The following is a 12,068-nucleotide window of genomic DNA, read 5'->3' on the forward strand; positions in this document are numbered from 1 at the left end:
AGAAAGAATTTAGATGACTGGCAGCGGCATGGCCAGCATCCAGAAGCTGGTCAGCCCGGTCACCAGCGAGGTGAGCAGCAGCGATCGCGCCGGCGGCAGAAAGCCACCCCAGCGACATCGATTCGCCGGATGATGCGGGCGCCGGAGGTACCCGCCCATGCGGCGATTCTTTCACGCCGGTAATTAATGTAAACCATAGCAGTAAAAAAGCCCGCACAGCGAGTGAGCTGAAGCGCGGGCAATCTTTGGGGGTAACTATCGAACCCTCTGGTTTGTTACCATAATGCACTTTCCAGCAACAAAAGTTGCAATCTGAGCCGCCTGGACGAAGAAAATAAACCGCTTCCGAAAATGGAGCGGGCGTTCAACTGCAGTTTGTGATGTACAACATCACATCACTCATATTGAAGGGATATGGAACGCTATTAGAAAAAACTGAGTTCGTTATATAATCTGAATTTAGTGTAATGGTATGATTTTTAGCATTAAGAATTAACCACGTATGTAAGTGTTAACTCTGGGATCTTATTGTAAATATCAGAAATCCTTAAGACAGTAAGTCCCGATTATACCTGAATACAGATGTGACAGTTTTGGGGGCAAAAAAAAGCCCGGGCAAGTGAGTCCGGGCGGCATAATTAAATGTCTGATATAGCAATAGAATGTTGGTAATTCCAAGGAGAACCGGAACGGTTTTATGATAGAGGTGGTTCCTGAATAGTCCAGTCGTTAGTCATAAAAAAACCCGCGCAGAGGCGGGTAAAAAATTCGTTCAACTGGAAATTCTCTTTTCGTACGCATAACGCTTGCTGTGTGTATATGAATACATCGCTATTATAGCAACATAAACTTGAGCGTTTTGAAAAGTTCCATGATAAGAATTTACTGAATGGATTAGCCGATTTGGTGCGGTTTCAGAAGTGATAGTTTCGTAATTAAAAAAGCCCGGCACTGATGGCGTCCGGGCTGCACATAGGGTGCCAATCATGATCAATCGGAGTATGCCGTTAATACAGAGAAGTAGAAGCGACATTTTGATATTAGGATGAGCCCGTAAAAATTCCAGCGAAGCGGTACAATCAGTAACGCAAATCTTTAGGTCAGTCAACTCACAAACAAACGCGCTGATATCGCGGTTGCTGAATTTTAAGGGCGCATTGTCTGCAGATCCAGAGGGATGACTGCGTCAGCAGTATTCGCACAATATCTTTAAACAATACAACGCCGCACAGCCCGGCAAGCTTCTCGCTATTAAGCGTCGGAACAAATCAGGTTAGCGCTCGTACATGAGATGAACCGCACGTTCAGGAAGGCCTGCAGGCGGTTAATATTTGCTGGGACAGCCGCGTCACCTTTCAGCCATGACCGTCGTACCGTCTGTACGATAGCTCTGAAGCAGTCGACGACTCTGTATGTTGAAAATACCACAATTCTCAGCAACAAGGTGGGTTGTCATTTGCCGGTCGACAAATTCCTGATTGATTCAAGCCGATTAACTGTGTCATTAAAGAAAAAATCCCAACAAAAAGTTGCCACGACAGGATCATCATCAGGTAGCCTGACTCGGACAGGTCAGTAGCTCTTTGTGGCCAGTGCACATAATTATAGCTATCATGAAAGCTGCAGGTTCTGCTACCTATCAAGCCTGACAGCCATGAATTAGTTAAAATATTCTTTCTCAAATATATTCATCGGGTCACATATTCTGAATGTCACAGCCACTTTTAGGGGGGAGTATGATATCAGATTGAATAACTCAATTTGCTATTGATCCCGCTGAGAGGCCTTACTGTACCTAGAAGATTTAGTCTGACCCTGTTAGTCTAAATAAGTTTTTTGCACTCCGTATGTGATTAAATTAGAAAATTGCGACCGGGAAGTGAAAAAAGTCCGTTTTACGCTAAAATTAATTTCCCGTTACTGGAAATTCAGGTCACATCAGACAGCTATGAACTATAATGACGTTCTTCCATGCGAAATGGTAGGGAAATATTTCTCTGGTAGTTTTTCATCTTATAAGAAACTCATGACGCAGGTTATCTCTGTTGAACGTAACGGTGGAGGTTTCCTTGTTACACACACTTTCAACGGCCGCATCAGGAAAACCGCCTTGTCTGTATTCAGGCTTCGCTTTCCTTTTATTTCTTAACCGTTTTTACTCACGTGCTGGCATGGATATTCGATTTACATGACAGCTGGCTCTGATAAGCGTGCGCTGAAGGCATCCTGTCAGCGTACGAAATCTCACTTTACCGAAAAGAGAAACTGCTGGGTATCCTGACATCAGAGAATATTGCGAACTCTCACCGGACAGTTCAGCATTACCGTATCGCTGACATAATACGGAGTCGATTTTAGGTCAGATAAATCCTTTATCCGGTTGCTGGATCATTAAAGTGTCCCGTGGGGAGGTAATGTCATCATCAGCGCATGAGGCAGCATGCCTTGCGATCCGCGGTTTACTGGAATGACCACATCTGGCCTTGAAAGGATCTATTGGGGAATTTTAATTTATACAGTTTCTTTAACCTATACTTATCGTTAATTCCGGGATTCAGATGAGGGTACAGATGAACAGTTTACTTACGGTTGAATATGAAGTTCAGATAAAAAGACTGGCTTGTCTGCATCAATCAGGAGAGGAATATCAAATCATCAAATCTGATATAAATGCAGCACTAATGCATCTGAGCGGAGAGATTGGTCTAGATCCCGGAGACCGGGTTGCGACATGGAGTGAGCTGCACACCTCTCTTAAGCGGTCTCTTTTGATCTCTGCTGACCCGCACTGGATTAATGTCATCCGGTTTGCCCTTTCAAGGATAAAATCCTACAAGCAAAATGCTCTTGTATCCCGTTCGGGTAAAAGAACGGCTCATACTTGATGGCTATTCAGGCGCTTCATAAGCTTAGTGGCTATCGCGCTTATTAGCATTAGATAGACCCCCGAAGATCCCTACTTTAGTCTAAGGTCCCGTTTGCGCGGGCTGTTTTTCTGTGTGGTCAGTGAAAACTTTCTCTCAGAAAGACGCGCGCCAAAGCCGGTGAGCGGGGTTCAACTCTTGAGTTGGAGTGGAGGTGTGACAGCAATGTTGCATAACGTTCGGCCTGAAGACCAGTCAGTAATATCTCATTGATTTGAGCCCCTGACAAATTCCTGCAAATTAAGATAACCGGGCTTTTGATCAGGTCGGTTACCTTGCAGACATGAAATCAGCCCGTTTCAGAGATGGCTTCCGGAAGCCAGCTTCTTCCATATGAGGCAGTGTATATCGTACAGGTCATGCTATCTAACACTCTAAACGGCAGCCTTTTACTGGTGTACTTGCGGCTTCAATCAGGCGGTTTATCGTTATATTGTAAAAATACTTCCTGCGAACTTTGGTCGCTATGCTTCCTGGTAAATTACGTCTCCGTACGTTGCTCATATTACTTTCCGTCGGCGGAGTGATACTGACCGCCTGCCTGCTGCTCGGAGCGCTGCTGATTTTTCAGAAGGGCAACATTGAGGACAGCCTGCTTGAGAGTAATATCGCCTATGCGCGCAAGCTCGCCGACACCACCGATCGTTATCTGAGCACGGCGCAGCGTGAGCTCGCCTGGAGCGCCGGGCAGATTAAGGGGCTTAACGATCCGGGACGCCTTCGGGACGAGACCGATCGCTTGCGGCTGCAGTCGGGCTTTTTTAATACTGTAGTGGTGGTTAACCGCGACGCCGTTATCGCCGCGACCTCGCCGGAAAGCCTTAGCCTCATCGGCATAAAGCTGCATTCCGACGCCAGCAGACAGGCCATCACCACGCAGAAGCCGTTTATCTCATCGCCCTTTACCTCTGCTACAGGTAACTACGTGATCTTCCTGTCGCAGCCTCTGTTTACACCGGACGGAAGTTATCTGGGCTACATAGGCGGCACTATCTACCTCAAAAAGCAGAGCATGCTGAGCGACATTCTCAGCCTGCATTTTTACGCCCGCGGATCCAGCGTTACCGTCGTCAGCAATGACGGCCTCATTATATTCAGTCACGACCCGGCTCGAGTGGGAAGAAGAATGGCGTTAAACTCAGCGTTGCAAAAGCGACTGGCCACAACGGATAGCGGGCGGTTCAGCACGGAAGTTGACGGGCAGAAGTTCCTGACGGGCTACGCCAGCCTGCATAATACCGACTGGAACATTTTCATTGCAGGAACCTCTGAAACGGTCCGGGATATCCTGGTGCGAACCGCAAAAAATGCGCTGTGGTTCCTTTTGGGGATCACTGTCCTGGCGGTCGCTCTGGTGACCCTGGTGGCCGGGCGTATTGCCTCTCCGCTGGAGAAGCTGGCCGGTATGGTGCGGAATGAAGGCAGTGAAGCGTCGTTCGATTCGGTACCGGCCTGGTATTATGAAGCCGACAGCCTGAAGGAAGCTGTACAGTATCACCGTCACGCGGTGGCGGCTCGCATGGCTGCGCTCAGCGACGAGGCCATGAGCGATCCACTAACCGGGCTCTGCAACCGCCGTGGCTTTACGCTGCTGGCAGACAGGAACCGTGATGACGCAACTCAGTGCGTCATAGCCATTGACATCGACCACTTTAAAAAAATCAACGACTGGTACGGCCATGAAGCGGGTGATGCGGTACTGGTAAGCCTTGCCGGCCTGCTGCGGCAGACCTGCCGCGCGGGTGACGTGGTCAGCCGTTTTGGCGGAGAAGAGTTTATTGTCCTGCTGCCCCGGACGTCTGTGGAAGATGCGGCCCGGATGGCGGAGCGCATCCGCGAACTGGTGAGCACCACAACGTTCCCGTACGTGGGAGCCATGACGGTCTCTGCCGGAGTGGCCGCGCAGGCAGACAGTGCCGGAGACAGGGGTACGATGCTTCGCCGGGCGGATGAAGCACTCTATCAGGCTAAGAGCGAAGGGCGTAACGCGGTAATTGTAGCAAGTCCCGGGAGTGTCTGACGTCGTGAAGAGCAGGGATCATGAGGACTCTTCTTTTTTGGCAGCATTTCTGCCGCTGGGGGCCCGCGATGAAGGTCCAGAGCAGTGTAACATTTTTTGTGAGGGGCCCCCCTCTGGACTGTTGTTGTTTGCTGCAAAGCAACCGGAAATAGTGTGAGGAGTGACTCTGTTCTTTAACTGCATTGCTGCAATCAGCGCCATACATCAACAGAAAGAGCCTGTGCGGTTATAATCTGCATCTCTATGACCTGATTCACCGGATAAGCAACAGCAATGTAAAAGGTTATGATAAAACTGGCTCCGAAGCATTTTCGTCTTCTTTCCCTGATGCAGGAAAGAGAATCGGTACCGGCAGACATAATGCCTGCCGTAATGGCGACGCTGGTAAGACTGCGCCTGGCCGAATTTTTTTGCGGCGAAGAATGGCGAAGGGTCAGTGAGCGCTACCGCCTGACGGCGAGGGGAGAAAGGGTTCTCATGGCGTATGATGCTAGGATTAAGCGGGACCAGCAACGCAGCAAATGTCAGGGAAGCAGCAGGCGGTGCGAGAAAAAACTGAGTCTGACATAAAGAAATTTGGCAGCAATTAAGCCAGTTTACGTCAGCAGGGCGTACTTTGTTCCGGACTGCACACATTCTCCCACGTAAATAACTTTTTTTATAAAAATCGTTTTTCTTTTCATTTTTCCTGAGCAGAATAAGTCATTATCTCTGAACCCCTAGAGAGCCGTGTGCTACCACGCTTATTGCAGCAGTGTTTTTTCTGCATTGATTTAAAGCCTATACGCTCCAGCTGATATGTAGCAGGATATTCATCTGAGTCGCCCCCACAAATGACAGTCAGTAAAGTCTGCAGATAAGGGGGCATAAGGCTTGACTAAGGATTCACACGAACTAAGCTTCTCCTGATTCTAATAACAATTGCAGTATGAAATCCGCATTGCTATGCCGCGCCCATCAGCGCGGTTTTTTTTATGCTAATAATCACCTTCCTGACTGTTAATACTCTAATCGTCAGGAGTGAAACAAATCATTAACTGTTTTTTTCATCTGTGTTACCGTCATCCCGCGATGATCCTTGTCGCGAATTTCTTTGCTTTTTTCCGCCCGACATACCTGGTCAGGTTGCGGGACTTTTTTATCATCTCCCTAAGTCAGTGCCCCTTTTTTTGCTTTTGCTGCCTGTTAACGGCGTAGCAAGTTGAGCCTGGACTTCAGTAGCCCGCAGAATCTGATCCAGCTCCCCTTGAAGCTGTTACTTGCTGTTATGTTGACGCGTTGCGCCATCAATGGCCATCTCAGCACGGTTGCCTGCATCAGCGCTTACCGGCTTAATACCGGCAACCGTATCATTGCCGAGTTTTAGGCGCCTGAAGAGGCATTGCGCAGCATGCACAGCCAGGGCATGTTGATGAGGTCATTGTGCATTCCCAGGCAGCCTTCCGTCAGCAGGCTAGCTCATTCCTGCGCGGCCGGTGTCAGCACTGACCACGCAGCTTCCAGCCCAGCCACTCGTCGAGTTCCGCTTCCGGCAGCGGCCGGGAATAGAAGAAGCCCTGCGCCTGGTCGCAGCCGTACTGCGTAAGTGCGGTAACCGTTTCTGCATCCTCCACCCCCTCTGCCAGCACCGTGTAGTCCAGCTCCTTCAGCATCGCGATGATACTGCGCGCGATGATGCGCGATGCGGTGTCTGACGATATTTCGCTGATGAGCGTGCGGTCCAGTTTGATGACGTCCAGCGGCATGCGCCGCAGGTAGCTGATATTGCTGTAGCCGGTGCCGAAGTCGTCCAGCGAAATGCCAAAGCCCCTGAGCTTCAGCATCTCCAGCCCCTGCATTGCCGCCGGGCTTTCAATAATGCGCTCGGTCTCCAGGCACTCCATGCCCAGCAGCGAAGTGGGCAGCTTTGCCCTGATCATTTTTGCTTCCAGCGCGTCGGCAAAACCCTCACGCGAAAAGTCCCTGCAACTGACATTGATGGTCACCGGGAGCTGGATGCAGCTATTGCGCAGGCGGGCAAGGCGCGCGATCGCGCGATCGGTTACCCAGGCTGTCAGCGTGCTGAGCAGCTCAGTCTGCTCAGCCAGCGGCACAAACAGCGCGGGAGAGAGTTCGCCGCGCTGAGGGTGACGCCAGCGCGCCAGCACCTCCAGGCCCACAGGGCGGCCGCTCTGCAGGCAGATTTTGGGCTGGTAGGCGAGCCACAGGCCTTTGTCTTCCTGCAGCGCAGCGGCCAGATCGTTCATCAGGGTAAAGTCCTGGGTGTGGCGGGCATCGGATGCCGGGCTGAAGCGCATCGCGGGAACGCCGCGCCCGATGGCCTCGTGCAGGGCACTGACCGCGCGGCGCAGCACCTCCTGCGCCGTAATGCTGCCCGTGGTAAAGGCCACCTCGCCGGTGTGGGTGCTGAGCGCCACGGCGATGCCGTCGCCCAGGTCGGCGCTGATCCCCTCCAGTCGTCCTGCCACCCAGTCCGCGGTGAGCCGGCTGTCGTCACGCGTCAGCACGGCAAAGCGGCCGGTGGCAACGGTGTAGAGCAGCTCGCCAGTGGCAGGACGCAGCCGCAGCGGCAGCAGCGTGGCGACGTCCTTCAGCAGGCTCTCCACCGGGCCCATGCCCATCGAGCGCGCGAGTTCATAGGCGCGCGGCATGTCGATGCAGTCAATCAGCACCAGCCGGCGCGGCGTATTGTCCCCCGCCACTGCGAGATATTGCAGGTCGCGGATAAGGCGCTGGCGGTTAGGCAGGGCAGTGACCGGGTCAGCAAACCCGGCGGAGTGCCAGGCCTCCAGAAACGACATCACCAGAGCGGCCAGCAGCTTCAGGGTGGTAACCTGCTCAGCGCCAAACGGGTGCGGCGCGGTGTCCGTGACGCACAGCGTGCCGAGCACGATCCCCTCGCGGTTTTTGAGCGGCACGCCGGCATAGAAGCGGATGTAGGGCGAGCCGGTGATGAGCGGGTGGGTCACAAAGCGGGCGTCCAGCCAGGTGTCGGGCACCACCACCGCGCAGTCGCTGTCTACCGCGTGGCGGCAGAGGGAGTCCTCGCGCGAGGACTGCGTCAGGCCAAAGTTGTGGGCGGCCTGCACGTGCTGGTGCTCGTCGTCCAGCACGGAAATAAAGCTGCCGGGGATGCCGAGCGCCTGGCTCGCCAGCCGGACAAACTTGCGCAGCACGTCGTCGCGGCTGTCGTCGGGACTGCGCAGCGCCTTCAGCGCCCGCGCGCGGCGATCGTCGTCGCCGGTAAGATTCATCAGCATGGGTTCCTCCGCCCCGGCCTGGTTCCGGTGCGAAATCAAAAAGAAAAAGTGTACGGTTATAAACCGGTATAAAAGACGATTACTGCGAAAGGGAAAAGCAATGACAATTTTCTTATGGCGCTCACTATAGGCGCTATCTGGTCTGATGTCAGGTTTATTTTCTTTAGCGAATTAATTGCTGCAGCACGATTCTTTTATTTTATCGTCGTGATGTGTCCTTTTTTAATTATTCCTGCCAGACTCTCTTCAAATAAATGTAGTGCGCGACTTAATCACGCACGCAATTAATATAAACGATAATGCTTCTTATTATTTTAAAATAATAACAACACCGGGGAAAACCTCATGCAGCTACTCAGACACTTTACCATCCGCCGCGTCGTGCTGTGGATGATGATCCTCTCCCTGGCCGTGGTGGCGCTGGCCGGCAGCTACGGCGCCTTGACGCTGCGCGAAATGTACCGCCACGCCGACCGCGCCGACGCGCTGACGCAGCAGCTGACCTTTCTGACCCGCGCCGGCCTCGTCATGCAGGACGGGACGGCGGCCGAGAAGGCGGCCCTGCTGAACGACGCGCCGACTGAGGCAGCGTGGGACAGTTATCGGGCGGCGCTGAGCGCGCCGGACCGCTATCCGGCCGCCGCCCGCGAGCGTCTCGGCAGCCTGACGCAGCAGCTGGCCGCCGACGACGCGCCGGTGATGGCCGAGCGCCACCGGCTGGAGGTGATCCTCATCAGCGCGCTGCTGGCCGCCGCCGCCCTGCTGGCGTTCTGCGACCGCTATCTGCTGGTGCACCTCGTGCGCCCGGTGGCGAAAATCCGCGCGCACCTGAAGACCATCGCAGGGGGCGACCTTACCCGCGAGCCGGAAGACCTGGGCCGCAACTGCGTCGGGCAGCTGGTGCCGTTGATCAGGGAGATGCAGCACAGCCTGCTGGACGCGGTGGCGGCCATACGCGACAACGCGGTGATCCTGCACCGCGAGGCCGGTGAGATTGCCGCCGGCAACGCCGACCTGTCCGACCGGACCGCCACCCAGGCCGCCGCGCTGGAGCAGACCGCGGCCAGCATGGAGGAAATCACCGCCACCGTTGCCCACAACGCGGAAAACGCCCGCGAGGCGCGCGAGCTGGCGGGGCGCACCGCCGGCACCACCCAGCGGGGCGCGGAGCTGGTGCAGACCGTGGTGGACGCCATGGGCGGCATCGCGGAGGGCTCAGAAAAAATCCGCCAGTTCACCGCCACCATCAACGGCATTGCCTTCCAGACCAACATTCTGGCGCTCAACGCCGCCGTTGAGGCCGCCCGCGCCGGCGAGCAGGGACGCGGCTTTGCCGTCGTGGCCACTGAAGTGCGCGCGCTGGCGCAGCGCAGCGCGGCCGCCTCAAAGGAAATTGAGGGCCTGATTGCCGACACCGTGGCGCGGGTCAGCGACGGCCGCCGGGCCGCCGGCAGCGCCGGTGACACCATGAGCGAGGTGCTGCACGGCGTCGTCGGGGTCAACGCGCTGATTGGCCAGATAGCGCTGGCCTCGGTAGAGCAGAGCAAAGGCATAGCGCAGGTCACGCTGGCGGTCGCGGAGCTTGACCGTGTCACGCAGCAGAACGCCACCCTGGTGCAGGAAGTTACCGCCACAGCGGGCAATCTGAGCGGGCAGACGACCGAGCTGGGCGGCGCCATTACCCGGTTTACGCTGCCGGCAAAAGAGGGCTACACGGCTGCCGCAGCGTCCGCCCCGCCGGTCAGCTCACGACGGGCTACCCCGCCACCCAAAGGCGACTGGGTGGCCTTCGGGCATCATTAATACGTCGTACGCGGCGGGGGATTTTTCTCCAGCCACGCCCGCACGCGGTCGGCTTCCGGGCCCGCCTCGCGCACGGCCCGGGTCAGACGCTCCTGGGTTGTGCGCAGCTCCAGCGTCCAGAACGTAATCTGCCACTGCTCCCGGACGTCTATGCGGCTCAGGTCGGCGGGCACCCGGCGCTGAATATAATCACGGTTTTTCATCAGGTTATCCTTTTTATCGGTACAGGGTGTGGCGGCGCGATAAATATGGCCACCGGTAAGCCCTGCCTATCCTGGCGAATAATTATCCGGAAAATACCGGAATAATCCCTGTGTCAGGATTTCGTTAAAAAAGGAGAGCATTCCTGGGCCGGCGCGGAAAATTAAACGCTGGCGTGAAATAAATAAGGCGAAACGGCACGGTGATTTATTTATTCCCGGGGAGTCGCTCATCAGTAAATACCGCGGCGCGCGCATTGCAACGAGGCTTGAAAGTTTAGATAATGTAATGGTTTTTTATCATCCGCTGCACCCGCCGCGCTATTGTCGCCCGCCGGTCCGTTCCGGCCCGCACCTCTGAAGGGAGTATCCTCTGGGAAATCAGCTTTTATACCGGCCCGTCGCGGTCGGTTCCGACGTCCGCGAGCTCCGCCTGGCCGCCGGCCTGTCGCAGGAGGCCGCCGCCGAGCGGTTTGAGCTCAGCCTGCGCGTCTGGCAGATGAAGGAGGCGGCGAAAAATCCCGCCCCCCTGAGCCAGGGAGAGTACGAACTCCTGCTGCTGCTCGCCGGGCGTCACCCGCACTATGCCCTTGTGCCGCAAGCGAAAAAGTAGCAGGCTCTGTCCGCTGACGGCCCGCTGAAGTTCAGCCGGGCACGGCCGATAAGAGGATAAGGACATGAGCGGTAAATACTACTACGCGGCGCGGCGCGGACGCCCCGCGATTGAAGAGGTACACTGCGCGGGCTGCGGCGAGCTGGCTGAGGCCGGCGGGGGCCGCTTTCTCGGCACGTTTTATTCCCTCAGGCACGCGCTTCAGTCCGCGCGCCTGCGGCACCCCGACTGCGTTATCTGCCTGCGCTGCGCCTCCCTGCAGCGCTGAACGCGGCCAGGAATGGTCCTGAAATGACGTTTTCGTGATGCCCGCACAGCAGGGCGTCACTGTATCCCTGACCCCGCCCGCGGGGGGTCAGCTGACGGGCCTTTCTTCCGGCGGCGGGGCGGCAGGTATTTCTGCGGCCCCGTCTGATTGAACGTGTCCCCTTTTTGCTGTGTCATGCCGGCCACAGCTCTTATCACCTGGGGGAACGACCCTGAAACGCCCGACATCAGACCACGAGGCCGCCCGCCTTGCGGCGCTGGCACCCTATCAGCAGGCGGATGCGCTGCCGGAAAACGCGCTGGACCGCCTCACCACGCTCGCCGCGCGCCTTTTTCGCGTGCCCACCGCCTTCGTCTCGCTGATTGACGACCAGCGCCAGTTGTTCTCGTCCCGCTACGGTCTGAACATCACCGGCACCGCCCGCAGCGTCGCCTTCTGCGACCACACGCTGGCGCAGGGGGAGATCCTCTGCGTCCCGGATACCCTGGACGATCCGCGCTTTCGCGACAGCCCGCTGGTGCACGGCTACCCGCACATCCGCTTTTACGCGGGGATCCCGCTGACTACCCCGGACGGGCACCATATCGGCACCGTGTGCCTGACCGACACGCAGCCGCGCCCGCCGCTCACGGACGATGACCGCCAGCACCTGGCGGACATTGCTGTGCTGGTGATGGACCGGATGGAGGTTCACCGGCTGGAACTGCTGCGCCACGCCAGCCAGCAGCGGCTGGAGTCCATTTCGGCCACCTCCCCGGACGCCATCATCTGCACCGACCTGCGCCGGGGCATCACCTTCTGGAACCCGGCCGCCACCGCGATGTTCGGTTACGGTCCGGAGGAGATGGCGGGTCAGTACGTGGCCGGGCTTATTCCCGAGCGCTGCCAGACCGACTACCGCAACGAGCTGGATCGCCTGACGGCCGACGAGGCGGCGATTTCGCAGCCACGCACGCTGCAGATATGGGGGCTCAGGCGCG

At 56.2% G+C, this 12,068-nt stretch carries 9 protein-coding genes; 6 read left to right on the plus strand and 3 right to left on the minus strand.

The genetic code is table 11. The annotated features are described in order from the left end of the window. Positions 1-9 precede the first annotated feature (9 nt). Positions 10-159 (minus strand): hypothetical protein, encoded by a 150-nt coding sequence (locus FD744_RS19870; RefSeq protein ID WP_160869080.1) that lies wholly within the window; start codon positions 157-159, stop codon positions 10-12. Between the two features lie 2,411 nt (positions 160-2,570). On the opposite strand from FD744_RS19870, the gene FD744_RS19875 reads away from it, so the two are divergent. After that, the gene (locus FD744_RS19875) at positions 2,571-2,885 is read left to right on the plus strand and encodes a hypothetical protein (protein WP_034823397.1); all 315 of its coding nucleotides are present in this window, start codon (positions 2,571-2,573) and stop codon (positions 2,883-2,885) included. Positions 2,886-3,390: 505 nt separating this feature from the next. After that, entirely contained in the window at positions 3,391-4,944 is a 1,554-nt protein-coding gene (locus FD744_RS19880) for a diguanylate cyclase (protein ID WP_160869081.1), read from the plus strand. 1,478 nt (positions 4,945-6,422) lie between these two features. Here FD744_RS19880 and FD744_RS19885 read toward each other — a convergent pair. Continuing rightward, a complete protein-coding gene (locus FD744_RS19885) occupies positions 6,423-8,204 on the minus strand; it encodes a sensor domain-containing phosphodiesterase (protein WP_160869082.1) in 1,782 nt (593 codons plus the stop codon). Between the two features lie 345 nt (positions 8,205-8,549). Here FD744_RS19885 and FD744_RS19890 point away from each other — a divergent pair, with 345 nt between their 5' ends. After that, a complete protein-coding gene (locus FD744_RS19890) occupies positions 8,550-10,007 on the plus strand; it encodes a methyl-accepting chemotaxis protein (RefSeq protein WP_160869083.1) in 1,458 nt (485 codons plus the stop codon). Here the strand turns inward: FD744_RS19890 and FD744_RS19895 are convergent. Beyond that, on the minus strand, positions 10,004-10,210 hold the full coding sequence (locus FD744_RS19895; RefSeq protein ID WP_160869084.1) for a DUF3606 domain-containing protein: 207 nt from the start codon (positions 10,208-10,210) through the stop codon (positions 10,004-10,006). The two genes, FD744_RS19890 and FD744_RS19895, sit on opposite strands and share 4 nt — an antisense overlap. A 370-nt stretch (positions 10,211-10,580) precedes the next feature. On the opposite strand from FD744_RS19895, the gene FD744_RS25650 reads away from it, so the two are divergent. The 3 genes from FD744_RS25650 to FD744_RS19905 all read left to right on the plus strand — a co-directional run. Beyond that, positions 10,581-10,820, plus strand: coding sequence for a transcriptional regulator (locus FD744_RS25650; protein ID WP_100702976.1), 240 nt, complete (start codon positions 10,581-10,583; stop codon positions 10,818-10,820). Between the two features lie 64 nt (positions 10,821-10,884). Continuing rightward, positions 10,885-11,088, plus strand: coding sequence for a hypothetical protein (locus FD744_RS19900; RefSeq protein WP_100702977.1), 204 nt, complete (start codon positions 10,885-10,887; stop codon positions 11,086-11,088). A 169-nt stretch (positions 11,089-11,257) separates the two neighbouring features. After that, the coding region (locus FD744_RS19905) for a GAF domain-containing protein (protein ID WP_373424438.1) at positions 11,258-12,068 on the plus strand (811 nt) is incomplete at its 3' end.

The sequence above is a fragment of the Pantoea sp. Taur genome, assembly GCF_009830025.1.
Taxonomy (GTDB): domain Bacteria; phylum Pseudomonadota; class Gammaproteobacteria; order Enterobacterales; family Enterobacteriaceae; genus Pantoea; species Pantoea communis.

Bases quoted from the DNA above. Each gene is read 5' to 3' on its own strand.
- FD744_RS19885 (WP_160869082.1), bottom strand. From the start codon at position 8,204: ATGCTGATGAATCTTACCGGCGACGACGATCGCCGCGCGCGGGCGCTG.
- FD744_RS19890 (WP_160869083.1), top strand. From the start codon at position 8,550: ATGCAGCTACTCAGACACTTTACCATCCGCCGCGTCGTGCTGTGGATG.
- FD744_RS19900 (WP_100702977.1), top strand. From the start codon at position 10,885: ATGAGCGGTAAATACTACTACGCGGCGCGGCGCGGACGCCCCGCGATT.
- FD744_RS19895 (WP_160869084.1), bottom strand. From the start codon at position 10,210: ATGAAAAACCGTGATTATATTCAGCGCCGGGTGCCCGCCGACCTGAGC.
- FD744_RS19880 (WP_160869081.1), top strand. From the start codon at position 3,391: ATGCTTCCTGGTAAATTACGTCTCCGTACGTTGCTCATATTACTTTCC.
- FD744_RS19875 (WP_034823397.1), top strand. From the start codon at position 2,571: ATGAACAGTTTACTTACGGTTGAATATGAAGTTCAGATAAAAAGACTG.
- FD744_RS19870 (WP_160869080.1), bottom strand. From the start codon at position 159: ATGGGCGGGTACCTCCGGCGCCCGCATCATCCGGCGAATCGATGTCGC.